Source organism: Streptomyces sp. NPDC096324 (genome assembly GCF_044763015.1).
Lineage (GTDB): Bacteria > Actinomycetota > Actinomycetes > Streptomycetales > Streptomycetaceae > Streptomyces.
In genome coordinates this window covers 441,285-455,317 of the sequence record NZ_JBIWFK010000008.1, presented here as the reverse complement: position 1 = coordinate 455,317, position 14,033 = coordinate 441,285, and the positions used below count along the sequence as shown (strand labels likewise).

Here is a 14,033-nt window from a genome sequence, read left to right as displayed (position 1 = left end):
AAGACTCGCGCGCGGTGCCGGGCGGTGACAGCGGCGAGATCGCCATGGTCCGCAAGGATCGCGCCAACCGGCCGGGGAGGGTCCGTGGCGGGCTATTCGCCCTTGGTGAAGGTGCGCCGGTACTCGCTCGGGGAGGTGCCGAGGATCCGGTGGAAGTGCAGCCGCAGGTTGGCTCCGGTGCCGAGGCCCACGCCTGCGGCGATCTGCTCGACACTCCACTGCGAACGCTCCAGGAGCTCGCGGGCCATGTCGATGCGGGCACGCATGACCCACTGCATCGGCGTGTATCCCGTGTCCTCCGCGAAGCGCCGCGAGAAGGTGCGCGGCGAGACGGCCGCGTGCTCGGCGAGCGCCTCCAGGGAGAGCGGCTCGTCGAGCCGGTGCAGGGCCCATTCGCGGGTGGCGGCGAACCGTTCGCCCAGCGGTTCGGGGACGCTGCGCGGGACGTACTGTGCCTGGCCGCCGCTGCGGTAGGGGGCCGCGACCAGGCGGCGGGCCGCGTGGTTGGAGGCGGCCACCCCGAGGTCGCCGCGCAGGATGTGGAGGCACAGGTCGATGCCGGAGGCGGCGCCCGCCGACGTGAGCACACTCCCCTCGTCGACGAACAGGACGTTCTCGTCGACGTTGACGAGCGGGTGTTTCGCCGCGAGCGCCCGCGTGTAGTGCCAGTGCGTCGTGGCCCGCCTGCCGTCGAGCAGCCCCGTGGCGGCGAGCGCGAACGCGCCCGTCGAGATGGCCGCGAGGCGCGCGCCCCGCTCATGGGCCTCGATCAGCGCGGCGACGACGGCGGGTGGCGGGTCCTCGCGGTCCGGTGACCGGTAGCCGGGGACGAAGACGAGTTCGGCCCGGGCGAGTTGTTCGAGGCCGTGGGCGACGTGGTACGAGAGGCCGTCGCCGCCGGTGACGAGGCCGGGCTCCGCGCCGCACACCCTCACCTCGTACGGCATGCTCGCCCGGGTGGTGAACACCTGTGCGGCGATGCCGACATCGAGCGGCTTGGCCCCCTCGAGCACGAGAACGGCGACGCGGTGCAAGGGAGATGCCGACACGGTGAAGAGCGTAACCCCCTTCACAGGAGCCACACACGTCGTGCGAGGATGCGGCTCCGGTATTGAATACCGGTGTAGAGGGGATCCCCATTGAAATCAAGGAAACTGAGCCGTAAGCGGCAACGCGCAACCATAGTCACCGCGGCGGCCGCCTCGGTCGTCGCGGGCGCAGCCCTGCTGCCCAACTGGTCCGCGGGCGCGGCGAGTGTCAACGCCGACCCCAAGGTGGACGCGGCAACGAAGGCGACCTTCCAGCGGCTGGCGGACGCGGTCTTCACCGACCGTACCGACGCCCTGGTGGGCGACGACGGATCGAAGCGGAAGACGTCGCGGTTCTCCGGCGACGTACGCCTGTCCTCGGCCCAGTCGCGTTCCGAGAAGTCCGCGCTGACGAAGCTGGAGAGCCGCAAGGCCCGTCTGGCGGAGCTCGGCGAGAAGTACCGTTCGGCCAACACCACGGTGTCGCTGGACCGTACGCGGGTGAAGGGTCGTAACGCCACGGTCGACGTCACCGAGACGACGACGCTGGCCTACGACAAGGCGACGGGCACCGAGCCGAAGACCACCGGCTTCGAGGCGCACCACACGCTGACGTTCAAGGCCGACCACAAGGGCGACTGGCAGCTCACGGGCGTCCAGGACACGGACGACGGGGTCGCGGTCAACCAGGTCGAGGCCACGACGTTCGTCGCCACGCCGATGACCGGTGACACCACGCCGCCCGCGGCGACCCGTGCCGCCATCACGAAGCCGGCGCCGGCCAAGCCGAAGAACTTCACGGCTTCCGGCTACGACTACAAGGCGATGGCCGCGTACGCCGCGAAGTACTGGAAGGACTACAACCCCGCCTACCCGAACTTCAACGGGGAGGGCGCGGGCGGAGACTGCACGAACTTCGTCAGCCAGTCCCTGAAGGCGGGCGGCTGGAAGCACGTTCCCGGTTACGTGAACGACTTCCACAAGTGGTTCGGCAACGCCGACATCCAGTCGGACTCGTTCGTCGGCGTCAACGAGTTCTCGTGGTTCGCCCTGTCCTCGAAGCGGACGACGAACCTCGCGAACGTCTATCAGGCCGACGTCGGTGACGTCATCCAGATGGACTTCAACAAGGACGGGTCCAAGGACCACACGATGATCGTCACGTACCGCAGCCCGCAGGGTGTGCCGTACGTGTCGTACCACTCGACCAACACCTACAACCGGTCGTTGGCGAGCATCATCGCGTCGTACCCGAACGCCGCGTACTACGCGTACCGCACCTGAGCGGTCGCGTCCTCGGGGCGGGAGCCCGGCACCACGTGCCGGGCTCCCGCCCTTCGCGTTTCCGCGGGCATCGCACCCCGCGGAACGCTCCGGTCCCGTCGTGCACGGCGGACCGGACCGCTCAGAGCCAGGTGGTCCCCAGCCAGACGGCCGCCGCGGCAGTGGCCAGCAGGACGACATTGAGTCCGATCATCCGTGCCTCGCCGCGCGAGAGGTGGACGGTGATGCCGCCGACCTGGATCAGGACGAGACCCGTCGCGGCGGTGACGGCGAGCCAGGGCGCGATCCCGGTGAGCGGCGGCAGGATCAGGCCTGCCGCGCCGAGGACCTCCAGCGTCCCGATGAGCCTCACCACCGGCATCGGTATGGTGTCGACCCATCCCATCATGGGCCGCAACTGCTCCTGGTTCCGCAGGATCTTGATGCCTCCGGCATAGAGGTAGAAGGCCGCCAGCAGTGCTGCGACGATCCAGTAGGCGATGCTCATGGCGGTCCCTCGCACAATGGTTACCAGACGTAAGTTGCCCCATGATGGGTCACTGTCGGGGGGTCTGCAAAAGGCACATGGATGTGCGCTACCCACAGGGAGTTGTCGTGTCGCAGTACGAGCACACCTGCATGATCCGCGGGGACGGCGGCCGGACGATCCGCGCCGTCCTCGACCGGATCTGCGACAAGTGGACGCTGTTGATCGTGACGACCCTCGAACAGGGCCGGCTGCGCTTCACGGATCTGCAGCGGCAGATTCCCGGCATCTCGCAGCGGATGCTCACGCTGACCCTGCGGAACCTGGAGCGCGACGGCCTGGTGTCGAGGACGGCGTACGCCGAGGTCCCGCCCCGCGTCGAGTACGCGCTGACCCCCACCGGAGAGAGCCTCATTCCGCCGGCCCTCGCGCTGGCCGGCTGGGCGATCGAGCACATCGCGGAGATCGAGGCCGGCCGGGCCGCCTACGAGGACCGGGCGGGGTGATGCCCGTGGGGGGCCAGGGGTGTCACCGGGCTCAGCGCTGGAAGGCGGCCCCCAGGTTCGCGCCGGGCTCGGGCGCGGCGAGGGTGTGCGGTCCGTAGCTCACCGATCCCGTCGCCGTGATGCCCGAGGCGATGCCGGGGAAGACCCAGACACCTCCGGAGCCGCTGTTCTCCTTCGGTGCCGACACGAGGACGTACCCGCCGACGACGGCGGTGCCGCCGCCGAACGCGTCGCCGTTCTCGGCCGTGCCGGGCACCCCGGCCGTGTTCTGGCTGAAGACCTGGACGGCGTTGCCGGACAGGCCCGTCCGGCTCCCCCTCAGGACGGCGAAGGTGCCGGCGTCGGTCCGTCCGGCGTGGTCCTCCCCGGGCACCCCGGCGACGACGTCGGCGTATCCGTCACCGGTGACGTCCCCGACGGAGACGTCGGTGCCGAAGCGGTCGCCGCTCTCCCCCGTGCCGGGAACGCCCGGCGTGTTCTGGCCGATCAGGGTGGCCCGCGCCGCGAATCCGTCCCGCGTGCCCCGTACGGTGCCCACGAGCCCGCCGCCGGTGGCGGTGCTGCGGCCGAAGACGACGTCCAGGCGGCCGTCGTGGTCGATGTCGCCGAGGGCGATGCTGTCCGCGGACGCGGTGTCGGCGGCGGTGGCTATGAACGGACCCGCCACGAGGCCGTCCTCGGTGCCCCGCAGCAACCGCAGGCGGGGCGGCGGGACCGTGCCGCCGTCCGAGTCCAACGAGCCGCCGCTGACGACGAGGTCGGTCCTGCCGTCGCCGTCCACGTCGCCCGCCGCCATCGCGTGGATGCGCAGGTCCGTGTCGACGAGCGGGCCGGTGCGGGCCGGGACACCGGCACGGCTGATGGGCCCGTACCGCGTCTCGTACGCCGTCACGAGGTCCGGATGACCGTCCCCGTCGAAGTCGCCGGCCCGGGTCGCCGCCCTGCCCTCGCCGGCGACGGCCGCGGTGATGAGCCCGCCCACGCTGCCCCAGAGCACGGTCTGCCGTCCGACGTCGCGGGCGCCGCCGACGTCCTCGCCGGGAGATCCGACGACGAGGTCGGTGTAACCGTCGCCGTCGAGGTCCGCCGCGGTCAGGTCACTGCCGAAGCGGTCGCCCGCCTCCGCCGTGCCGGGGATTCCGTAGCGGTTCTGGCTGATCACCTGGCGCTTGACGCCGTCGGGGCCCTGGCCCATGCCGTAGACGACGGTGAAGTATCCCGCCCCGGAACGGCCGTTGACCGTGCCGCCCGGGGCGCCGATCGCCACGTCGGGATATCCGTCACCGTCGAAGTCGGCCCGCACCGACCCCGGTACGGCGGCAGTGGGGGCACCCGAGGAGGCGTTCGCCGGGGAGGCCACGGCAGGGGCGGCGCCCGTGGCGGACAGGACGACGGCCGCGGCCGCGGCCACGGGCAGGCGGAGCTTTCGCGAGGACATGGCCAACCCCTTGGGGACGGTGATCGTGCGTCGGTCGTCCCGACGCCCGGTGTCCGACAAGACCCGCGCACGCCATCGATGGTTGTACGCCGCCCCTTCACCCCGGATTCACCGTGACGCGACCGTCCGGAGGGGCGCGCGGCCGCCGCGAGCCCCGGCGCCCGCGAGTCGGCCGGCCCGCTCCCTAGGATGCGACGCATGTCCGATGTCCCGCCCCGCCCCGAGCCGTTCACCGCGCGGACCGACCCGGCCGCGCTCGACGACCTGCGTTCACGGCTGCGGGCGACACGCTGGCCGGACGCCCCCGAGGACGCCGGGTGGTCGCTCGGGACGGACCTCGGATACCTGCGCGAGCTCGTCGCGTACTGGGCCGACGGGTTCGACTGGCCGGCCCGGGAGGCGGAGCTGGCCCGGCTCCCCCGGTTCCGTGTACGGCTCGGCGGACTCGGCGTCCACTTCGTGCACGCCCGGGCCGTCGCACCGGCCGGGCCCGTCCTGCCGCTGGTGCTCAGCCACGGCTGGCCGGACTCGTTCTGGCGGTACACGAAGGTGATCCCGCTGCTGACCGATCCCGGCGCGTACGGCGGCGATCCGGCCGACGCCTTCGATGTGATCGTCCCCGACATGCCCGGCTACGGGCACTCCGACCGCCCCACCGGCCCGCCGCTCGACTCGATCGCCGTCGCCGGTCTGTGGGCCGATCTCATGGACGTCCTCGGGTACGAGCGTTTCGGCGCGGCCGGCGGCGACATCGGCAGCCATGTGAGCCGCTACCTGGCACTCGATCATCCCGGCCGTGTCGTGGCCGTCCACCGCATGGACGGTGGTCTGCCCGTGTTCGCCGGAGACCCCGCCGAACTCACGCCCGAGGAGCGCGCGTGGATGGCGCGGGCCGCGGCCTGGGGCGGTGCCGAGGGCGCGTACGCCGCGATGCACCGCACGAAACCCCAGACGGCCGCCGTGGGGCTCACCGACTCGCCGGCCGCGCTCGCCGCCTGGATCGTCGAGAAGCTCCGGGCGTGGAGCGACTGCGACGGCGATGTCGAGCGGTCCTTCACCAAGGACGAGATCCTCACGAACGTGACGCTGTACTGGCTCACGAAGACGATCGGTTCGTCGATGCGCATGTACAGCGCGAACGCGGCGATCCCGCCCGCCCAGTTGGCCCGCCGGGTCGAGGTGCCCTCGGGATTCGCCCTCTTCCCCGCCGACCTGGTGCGCCCGCCGAGGGCGTGGCTGGAGCGGACGACGAATCTCACCCATCTCACCGAGCCGGCCCGCGGCGGGCATTTCGCCCCGTTCGAGGAACCCGAGATCTACGCGGAGGAACTGCGCGCGTTCTTCCGCCCCTACCGGGCCGCGACGACCGACCGGCCTGGCACGGAGTCCGCGTCCGGCGCCTGGCGAAAGACACCGCCATCCCGGTGACCACTGGGTGTGTCTACGGCGTCGGGGCACCGGTACCGGCGAGGTTGGGTCCACGAGCCGGCACGGTCGCACGGTCACGGCGGAAGGCAGCGGGCACAGCGGTGGGCAGGGTTTCGTGGAGGAGTCATCGCGACGCGATCCGCTCCGGCCTGCGATCACTTCTCACCTCGGCCATTCTCGTGGCCGCCTACTACCTGCTCCCGCTCGACAGGACCTTCAACCTGGCCACGATCCTCGTTCTCGTCGGCGGCATCATGGCGGTGGCGCTGCTCCTGGCCTGGCAGATCCGCGAGATCACCCTGGCCCCGCGGCCCGAACTGCGGGCCATGGAGGCGCTGGCGACCACCGCCCCGCTCTACATCCTCCTGTTCGCGACGACCTACTATCTGATGGGGCGCGGCGCGGCGAGCGGCTTCAGCGAGACGCTCTCGCGGACCGACTCCCTGTACTTCACCGTGACGGTCTTCAGCACGGTCGGCTTCGGGGACATCACCCCGCACACCGAGGCGGCCCGGCTACTCGTCACGGGGCAGATGGTGGTGAACGTCCTGCTGATCGGCGTGGCCGCCCGGCTCCTGGTGTCGGCGGTCCAGCGGGGCAGACTCCAGCAGAACGCGCCTGAGCCGGGCGCGGGGGGCACCGGGCCTCCGTACGACGGGTGATCCGTCGCACGGAGCACGGAGTAGGGAGCCCAGACCCTTCAGCCCTCAGCCCGTAGCCGCAGCCCGCAGCCCGCAGCCCGGAACCAGATGCCCCGGCCTCGGTCAGGCGCCGACGTACGCCGCCAGGTGTTCGCCGGTGAGGGTGGAGCGGGCGGCGACGAGGTCGGCCGGAGTGCCCTCGAACACGAGCCGCCCGCCGTCGTGGCCGGGCCCGGGGCCGAGGTCGATGATCCAGTCGGCGTGTGCCATGACCGCCTGGTGGTGCTCGACGACGATCACCGACTTGCCCGAGTCGACGATCCGGTCGAGCAGTCCGAGCAACTGCTCCACGTCGGCGAGGTGCAGGCCGGTGGTCGGCTCGTCGAGGACGTACACGCCGCCCCTGTCGGCCATGTGCGTGGCGAGCTTGAGCCGCTGTCGCTCGCCGCCGGAGAGCGTGGTGAGCGGCTGGCCGAGGGTGAGATAGCCGAGCCCGACGTCGGCGAGCCGCGCGAGGACGCGCTGCGCTGCCGGCGTGTGCGCCTCCCCGGCGCCGAAGAACTCCACGGCCTCGTCCACCGACATCGCGAGGACCTCGCTGATGTCGCGGCCGCCGAGGTGGTACTCCAGGACCGAGGCGTCGAACCGCTTGCCCTCGCAGTCCTCGCAGGTGGTGGCGACGCCGGCCATCACGGCGAGGTCCGTGTAGATGACACCGGCGCCGTTGCAGGTGAGGCAGGCGCCCTCGGAGTTGGCGCTGAACAGCGCCGGCTTCACGTCGTTGGCCTTCGCGAAGGCCTTGCGGATCGGGTCGAGCAGACCGGTGTAGGTCGCCGGGTTGCTCCGTCGCGAACCGCGGATCGGAGCCTGGTCGACCGACACCACGCCCTCGTCGGCCGGGATGGAACCGTGCACCAGGGAGCTCTTTCCGGAGCCCGCGACGCCGGTGACCACGACGAGCACCCCGAGCGGGATGTCGACGTCCACGTCACGCAGGTTGTTCGCCGAGGCGCCGCGGATCTCCAGCGTGCCGGTGGGCTCGCGCGGTGTCTCCTTGACCTTGGCCCGGTCGTCGAAGTGGCGGCCGGTGACGGTGTCGCCCTTCCGCAGTTCCTCGACCGTTCCCTCGAAGCAGACGGAACCGCCGCCCGTCCCGGCGCCGGGCCCGAGGTCGACGACGTGGTCGGCGATCACGATGGTCTCCGGCTTGTGCTCCACGACGAGCACGGTGTTGCCCTTGTCCCGCAGGCGCAGCAGGAGGTCGTTCATCCGCTGGATGTCGTGGGGGTGCAGACCTGCGGTGGGCTCGTCGAAGACGTAGGTGACGTCGGTGAGCGAGGAGCCGAGGTGGCGGATCATCTTCACGCGCTGCGCCTCGCCTCCGGACAGCGTGCCCGCCGGGCGGTCCAGGGCGAGGTAGCCGAGGCCGATCTCGACGAACGAGTCGAGGGTCTGCCGGAGCGCGGAGAGGAGGGGCGCCACCGAGGGCTCGTCGAGGCCCCGGACCCATTCGGCGAGGTCGCTGATCTGCATGGCGCAGGCGTCCGCGATGCTGATCCGCTTGATCTTCGACGCGCGGGCGCCCTCGCTGAGCCGGGTGCCCTCGCACTCGGGGCAGACCGTGAAGGCGACGGCCCGGTCCACGAACGCCCGGATGTGCGGCTGCATCGCCTCCTTGTCCTTGGAGAGCATCGACTTCTGGATCCGCGGGACGAGCCCTTCGTACGTCATGTTGATGCCCGCGATCTTCATGCGGGTCGGCTCGTGATGGAGGAAGTCGTGCAACTCCCTCTTGGTGTACTTGCGGATCGGCTTGTCCGGGTCGACGAAGCCCGACTCCTTGTAGAGCCGCATGTTCCAGCCGTCCGAGCCGTAGCCCGGGATGGTGATCGCGCCGTCGTTGAGCGACTTGGAGTCGTCGTAGAGCTGGGTGAGGTCGATGTCGGAGACGGTGCCCCGGCCCTCGCAGCGCACGCACATGCCGCCGGTGCGGTTGAAGGTCGCCTTCACCGCCTTCTTGGCGCCGCGCTCCACGGTGATGGCACCGCTCGCGCTGACCGAGGGGACGTTGAACGCGTACGCGCTGGGCGGGCCGATGTGCGGCTTGCCGAGCCTGCTGAACAGGATGCGCAGCATCGCGTTGGCGTCGGTGGCGGTACCGACCGTGGACCGGGGGTCGGCGCCCATCCGCTGCTGATCGACGATGATCGCGGTGGTGAGACCTTCGAGGACGTCGACCTCGGGCCGGGCGAGCGTGGGCATGAAACCCTGCACGAAGCTGCTGTAGGTCTCGTTGATCAGCCGCTGCGACTCGGCGGCGATCGTGTTGAACACCAGGGAGCTCTTGCCCGAGCCGGACACGCCGGTGAAGACCGTCAGCCGGCGCTTGGGGATCTCGATGCTGACATCCTTGAGGTTGTTCTCGCGCGCGCCGAGCACCCGGATCAGATCGTGGCTGTCGGCACCATGCGGCGCGGACGGCCCCGGGTCCGTCCTCGTGGCCTTGCTCATCGTGTCTCCATCTGTCGGGTGGGGCCGCCCTCGCGGTCCCACCGGCATCGCCTGACTCGATCCAACCAGCTTCACGCGGGAGGACACCGTTCACGCGCCACGCTAGGGGAGGCACGGCCGTCGGCGCTTCTCGAATCCTGACCGGGTCGGGAGCGAGAATCGGAGGATGACCATGCCGTCCGACGCGTCGCCCCTCTCAGGCCAGACCCAGTGCACTCTGCGCGCCCGCAGCCCGTTGCGCGCGTTCCTGCGCACGGAGACCGGCAGCGCCGCCGTGCTGCTCGCCGCCACCCTGCTGGCCCTGGCCTGGGCCAACATCGCTCCCGGCTCGTACGAGTCGGTGTGGGGCACCGAGCTGTCGATCCGCGTCGGGTCGGGCGGGGTGTCGCTGGACCTGCGCGAGTGGGTGAACAGCGGGCTGATGACGCTGTTCTTCTTCGTCGTGGGTCTGGAGGCGCGGCGCGAGTTCGACCTGGGCGAGCTGCGCGAGCGGCGCCGGGTCACCCTGCCGCTGCTGGCGGGCCTCAGCGGCATGGTCGTCCCCGTCGTCGTGTACCTGGTGATCACCTCGGGCCACGGCTCGGCCGCGCACGGCTGGGGTGCCGCCATGTCGACGGACACCGCCTTCGCCCTGGGCATGCTCGCCGTCTTCGGCCACCGTCTGCCCAACAGCCTCCGGGTCTTCATGCTCACCATCGCCGTCGTGGACGACTTCCTGGCCCTGGCCGTCGTCGTCTTCGCCTACAGCGACACCATCGCGCTGCCCGCGCTGCTGACGGCGCTCGGCCTGTTCGTGGTCGTCCTGCTGCTGCGGCGCACGATCGGGGCCCGGATTCCGTCCCTGTACGGTGTGCTGGGTGTGGCGATCTGGGTGGCGCTCCTGAAGTCGGGTGTCGACCCGGTGGTGACGGGTCTCGCGATGGGCATGCTGACCTACGCGTACACAGCCGAGCGCAGCGATCTGGAGCGCGCGAGCCGACTGTTCCGGCGCTTTCGCGAACAGCCGACGCCGGAGCTGGCGCGCACGGTGCGCCGCGGCCTCGCCTCGACGCTCTCGCCGAACGAACGGCTCCAGCAGATGTTCCATCCCTGGACCAGTTACGTGATCGTGCCGCTGTTCGCCCTGGCCAACGCCGGCATCTCCCTGAGCGGCCATCAGCTCGCCGAGGCCTTCACCTCACCGGTCACCCTCGGCATCTTCTTCGGCTACCTGCTCGGCAAGCCGGTCGGCGTCATCGGCGGCACCTGGCTGGCCACGCGCCTCGGCCGTGGACGTCTGCACCCGCCCGTCGGCTGGGGCTCGATCACCGCGGGCGGCACGCTGGCGGGCGTCGGCTTCACCGTGGCACTGCTCATCGCGTCGCTGGCCTTCGACGGCGACCGGCTGGAGCAGGCGAAGATCGGCATTCTGGCCGCGGTCGCCGGTTCGTTCCTCCTCACCTGGGTCGTCACCCTGGTGATCGGTGCCCTCGGCGGACGCTCCCGGGCGCGGGCGCTCCTCGGTACCGGTCAGACGATCGTCGATCTGAGCGAACCGGTCGACGTGGAGCGCGACCATGTGCGCGGGCCGGTCGACGCGCCGGTGACGCTCGTCGAGTACGGCGATTTCGAGTGTCCGTACTGCGGTCTCGCCGAATCGGTGGTGCGCGAACTGCTCGCCGATTTCGGGGACGTCCGCTACGTGTGGCGCCATCTGCCGCTCTCCGATGTGCACCCCAACGCCCAGCTCGCCGCGCAGGCCGCCGAGGCCGCGGCCCACCAGGACCGCTACTGGGAGATGCACGACCTCCTCATGGGACATCAGGGCGACCTGGGACCGAAGGACCTGTTCCGGTACGCGGCCCGGCTGGGCCTCGACAGCGGCCGCTTCCGGGAGGACCTGCGGGGCGGCGCGAGCGCGGCCCGGGTGGCCATGGACGTCGAGTCGGCGGACCTCAGCGGTGTCTCGGGCACGCCGACGTTCTTCGTCAACGGCCGCCGCCACTACGGCGCGTACGACATCGTCTCCCTGACCGCGGCCGTCCGTGCCGCGCGGCAGCGGACGACGCTGACGGGCGCGGGACAGGAGCCCTGAGGTCCGCTCGACGGGGTTCAGGTCGCGCGGGCCCGCAGACGGCGCAGCATGCGGGCGTCCTCGAAGCCCACGGCGCGGGCGGCGGCGTCGACGGTGACGCCGTGGCTGATGAGGTGCTCGGCGCGCTCCAGCCGCAGGGCGTGCTGATAGCGCAGCGGTGTGAGGCCCTGGGTGGCACGGGTGAAGAGCCGGGTGAGGGTGCGTTCGCTGACTCCCACGGCGGCGGCCAGTTCCGGCAGCGGCACCGGCCGGTCGAAGCGGGCGTCGAGCAGGTCCTGGGCGCGGTGCACGGTGTCGTCCAGGTGGGACCGGTGCCGGAGCATCGCGCTGGCCTGGGGTTCATGGCCGTTGCGCCGGGCGTAGACCACCATGTCCCGGGCGACCTGCGCGCCCACCGCCGGGCCGTGCCGGCCGGCGATCAGGTGCAGGGCGAGGTCGATCCCGCTGGCGATGCCCGCCGATGTGACGACCCGGTCGTCCTGTGTGTACAGGACGTCGCGGACCACGTCAGCCCGGGGGTGGCGGCGGGCGAGTTCGTCCTGGACGTCGTGGTGGGTGGTGCACCGTCGTCCGTCGAGCAGTCCGGCCCGGCCGAGCGCGTCGGCTCCCGCGCAGACACTGGCGACGGTGCCGCCCCGCGCGTGGTGGTCCCGGAGTGCCTGGAGGGCGGCCTCGCCGATGGAAGGGCCGTCGCCGAGGGTGGGCGCGCGCCAGCCGGGCACGACGACCAGGTCCTCGGGGCCGAGCTCGGGCCACTCGGTCCGGGCCACCAGCGGCAGCCCCTGGGCGGTGACGACGTGCGGCTGCTCGGCGACGTAGCCGAGGGTGTAGGGGTGCCCGAAGTCGGCGGCCGTGGAGAAGACCTGCGCGGGGCCGGCCAGGTCCAGCAGATGTACTCCGGGCACCAGGAAGAAGACGATGTGGCTCACGATCCGGTCATCATGCCCGAGACGCGGCGGCGGTCTCCAGCTCGTCGACCGTGGCGATGGTGGCGAAGCGCCCGGCGAGGGCGTATTCGGTGCGCCTGATGACGTCTTCGGCCGCGAGGGTGCGGGGGTCGGCGAGCAGGTCCGCCACGCTCTGCCCGGCCGGGGCGTCCCGGTGCGGGATGGGGTTGGTGGCGGTGGCGTCGGTGACGAAGGTGACCCGGTAGCCGAGGTCACTGGCGAGGCGGGTGGTGGTCTCCACGCACTGCTCGGTCCTGATACCGCAGACGGTGAGCTCGCGGACGCCGCGTTCCGTGAGGAGCTGTTGCAGGTTGGTGGTGGTGAAGGCGTTGTGCGAGGTCTTGTGGATCAGTGGTTCGCCGTCCTCGCGCCGAAGTTCGTCCATCAGCCGGACGTGGCCGAGGGCGGGGTCGAAGACGTCGCCGCTGCCGGGCTCCGAGTGCAGCACCCACACCACCGTGTCGCCGGCCCGGCGGGCGAGCCGGACGAGCCGGTCCACCCGGTCGGCGATCTTCGGGTCGGAGATGGTCTCCCACAGGGGGCGCGCACGGAAGGATTCCTGGACGTCGATGACGATCAGTGCTCGGGTCATGTCCCCACTCTGACCGGCGCGCACGTCGGGGGGACAGACCTCATCGGGTCCGGGTGCGGACCGATCCGGTCACACCGGTCCGGGGCCGGGGAACCGGACACATGGACTGTGCACACGGACTGAGCACACGGACCCGACACATGAACGGGGCACATGGACCGGGCACATGAACATGAGGGCGGCGGAGCCATGAACAGGGGACGGACATGAACACCCGAGAGCCCTGCCCATGAACAGAGGGCATGAAGGTGTTCCCCGCCGCCCGGAGCCGGGCGGCGGGGAACCGCTCCAGGGCGATCACCCGCGCGCGGCGCGCTCCGCGGCCTCGGCGACGTGTTTGACGTGCGCGAGGCGCCGGTCCCAGTCGGCGGCGAGCGCGGACATCCACTGTGCGGTGGCGTTCAGCGCGGCCGGCCGTACCGCGTACCGCACTTCCCGCCCCACCCGGCGTCCGGTGACGAGCCCGGCCGCGTCCAGCACGGCGAGGTGCTTGACCACCGCCTGCCGTGAGACGGGCAGTTCCTCGGCCAGCCTCGTGGCCGTGATCTCGCCCCGGGCCGCCAGCAGATCGAGCAGGTGCCGCCTCGTCGGATCGGCGAGCGCGGCGAGGACGCCGTCGACCTCCTCGGTCTCGCCTCGTTCCTCGGTCACACCGACGGCTGGGCGGCGCGCTTCTTGAACGCCTCCAGGACCTGGGGCCAGCCGTTGGTGTTGTCCTCGTGGGCCTTGTGGCGCAGCTCCGGAGAGCCGGACAGCGCGGCGAAGCCGCTCTCGACGACGCGCAGCCGCGTGCTCGCGCCCTCCGGAATCAGGGTGAACTCGACCAGTGTGCTGTTGGCGTCGCTCAGCGGGGCTCCAGGGAACGCGCTGGTCCAGCGGTAGGCGACGTAGGTGGGCGGCTCGACCTTCTCCACCCGCACCGGGAACTCGCCGTACTGGGCGTTCTTCACCACGGTCGACTCGCCCGCCCTGCCCTCGGTGGTGGGCAGGCTGTCCTCGTCGGCCACCCAGAATCCGGGCACGGCGACCAGTGGCCAGACCCGCTCCAGGGGCGCTTCGATCAGGGTTTCGCGTTCGATCCGGTCCTCGGTCATGACGTACTCCTTCGAAGCCATCAA

General features: G+C 71.2%; 13 protein-coding genes. 5 read left to right on the top strand and 8 right to left on the bottom strand.

Going from position 1 to position 14,033, the window contains the following annotated elements; translation table 11 throughout:
• Positions 1-92: 92 nt before the first annotated feature.
• Complete coding sequence (locus ACIQ7M_RS24490) at positions 93-1,049, bottom strand: GlxA family transcriptional regulator (protein WP_403647937.1); 957 nt, start codon at positions 1,047-1,049, stop codon at positions 93-95.
• A gap of 90 nt (positions 1,050-1,139) precedes the next feature.
• Here ACIQ7M_RS24490 and ACIQ7M_RS24485 point away from each other — a divergent pair, with 90 nt between their 5' ends.
• The gene (locus ACIQ7M_RS24485; protein ID WP_403647934.1) at positions 1,140-2,312 is read left to right on the top strand and encodes an amidase domain-containing protein; all 1,173 of its coding nucleotides are present in this window, start codon (positions 1,140-1,142) and stop codon (positions 2,310-2,312) included.
• A gap of 121 nt (positions 2,313-2,433) precedes the next feature.
• On the opposite strand, the gene ACIQ7M_RS24480 is transcribed toward ACIQ7M_RS24485, so the two are convergent.
• Positions 2,434-2,799 carry a DoxX family protein gene (locus tag ACIQ7M_RS24480; RefSeq protein ID WP_403647931.1) on the bottom strand — a complete coding sequence of 122 codons (366 nt, stop codon included), beginning with the start codon at positions 2,797-2,799 and terminating at the stop codon, positions 2,434-2,436.
• A gap of 107 nt (positions 2,800-2,906) precedes the next feature.
• Here ACIQ7M_RS24480 and ACIQ7M_RS24475 point away from each other — a divergent pair, with 107 nt between their 5' ends.
• Positions 2,907-3,284 (top strand): winged helix-turn-helix transcriptional regulator, encoded by a 378-nt coding sequence (locus tag ACIQ7M_RS24475; RefSeq protein ID WP_386984580.1) that lies wholly within the window; start codon positions 2,907-2,909, stop codon positions 3,282-3,284.
• Between the two features lie 31 nt (positions 3,285-3,315).
• Here the strand turns inward: ACIQ7M_RS24475 and ACIQ7M_RS24470 are convergent, their stop codons facing one another.
• Positions 3,316-4,722 carry an FG-GAP-like repeat-containing protein gene (locus ACIQ7M_RS24470; protein ID WP_403647928.1) on the bottom strand — a complete coding sequence of 469 codons (1,407 nt, stop codon included), beginning with the start codon at positions 4,720-4,722 and terminating at the stop codon, positions 3,316-3,318.
• 198 nt (positions 4,723-4,920) lie between these two features.
• Between ACIQ7M_RS24470 and ACIQ7M_RS24465 the strand changes: the two genes are divergently transcribed.
• Positions 4,921-6,150: an epoxide hydrolase family protein gene (locus ACIQ7M_RS24465; protein ID WP_403647925.1), complete on the top strand. Its 1,230-nt coding sequence runs from the start codon at positions 4,921-4,923 to the stop codon at positions 6,148-6,150.
• 179 nt (positions 6,151-6,329) lie between these two features.
• Entirely contained in the window at positions 6,330-6,812 is a 483-nt protein-coding gene (locus ACIQ7M_RS24460) for a potassium channel family protein (protein ID WP_403647922.1), read from the top strand.
• Between the two features lie 102 nt (positions 6,813-6,914).
• Here the strand turns inward: ACIQ7M_RS24460 and ACIQ7M_RS24455 are convergent, their stop codons facing one another.
• Entirely contained in the window at positions 6,915-9,302 is a 2,388-nt protein-coding gene (locus ACIQ7M_RS24455; RefSeq protein WP_403647919.1) for an ATP-binding cassette domain-containing protein, read from the bottom strand.
• 172 nt (positions 9,303-9,474) lie between these two features.
• Between ACIQ7M_RS24455 and nhaA the strand changes: the two genes are divergently transcribed.
• Positions 9,475-11,376: a Na+/H+ antiporter NhaA gene (gene nhaA / locus ACIQ7M_RS24450; protein WP_403648195.1), complete on the top strand. Its 1,902-nt coding sequence runs from the start codon at positions 9,475-9,477 to the stop codon at positions 11,374-11,376.
• Between the two features lie 17 nt (positions 11,377-11,393).
• On the opposite strand, the gene ACIQ7M_RS24445 is transcribed toward nhaA, so the two are convergent.
• The 4 genes from ACIQ7M_RS24445 to ACIQ7M_RS24430 all read right to left on the bottom strand — a co-directional run bounded on the left by ACIQ7M_RS24445 (position 11,394) and on the right by ACIQ7M_RS24430 (position 14,009).
• Entirely contained in the window at positions 11,394-12,305 is a 912-nt protein-coding gene (locus tag ACIQ7M_RS24445) for a GlxA family transcriptional regulator (RefSeq protein ID WP_403647916.1), read from the bottom strand.
• A 10-nt stretch (positions 12,306-12,315) separates the two neighbouring features.
• A complete protein-coding gene (locus ACIQ7M_RS24440) occupies positions 12,316-12,915 on the bottom strand; it encodes a cysteine hydrolase family protein (protein ID WP_386984592.1) in 600 nt (199 codons plus the stop codon).
• Between the two features lie 297 nt (positions 12,916-13,212).
• Entirely contained in the window at positions 13,213-13,566 is a 354-nt protein-coding gene (locus tag ACIQ7M_RS24435) for an ArsR/SmtB family transcription factor (RefSeq protein ID WP_403647913.1), read from the bottom strand.
• Positions 13,563-14,009: an SRPBCC domain-containing protein gene (locus tag ACIQ7M_RS24430; RefSeq protein WP_386984596.1), complete on the bottom strand. Its 447-nt coding sequence runs from the start codon at positions 14,007-14,009 to the stop codon at positions 13,563-13,565. Before ACIQ7M_RS24430 ends, ACIQ7M_RS24435 begins: the two co-directional genes overlap by 4 nt.
• Between the last annotated feature and the right edge of the window lie 24 nt (positions 14,010-14,033).

Coding starts and splice junctions, on each gene's coding strand:
- ACIQ7M_RS24455 (WP_403647919.1), bottom strand. CDS start 9,302: ATGAGCAAGGCCACGAGGACGGACCCGGGGCCGTCCGCGCCGCATGGT.
- ACIQ7M_RS24440 (WP_386984592.1), bottom strand. CDS start 12,915: ATGACCCGAGCACTGATCGTCATCGACGTCCAGGAATCCTTCCGTGCG.
- ACIQ7M_RS24465 (WP_403647925.1), top strand. CDS start 4,921: ATGTCCGATGTCCCGCCCCGCCCCGAGCCGTTCACCGCGCGGACCGAC.
- nhaA (WP_403648195.1), top strand. CDS start 9,475: ATGCCGTCCGACGCGTCGCCCCTCTCAGGCCAGACCCAGTGCACTCTG.
- ACIQ7M_RS24430 (WP_386984596.1), bottom strand. CDS start 14,009: ATGACCGAGGACCGGATCGAACGCGAAACCCTGATCGAAGCGCCCCTG.
- ACIQ7M_RS24480 (WP_403647931.1), bottom strand. CDS start 2,799: ATGAGCATCGCCTACTGGATCGTCGCAGCACTGCTGGCGGCCTTCTAC.
- ACIQ7M_RS24470 (WP_403647928.1), bottom strand. CDS start 4,722: ATGTCCTCGCGAAAGCTCCGCCTGCCCGTGGCCGCGGCCGCGGCCGTC.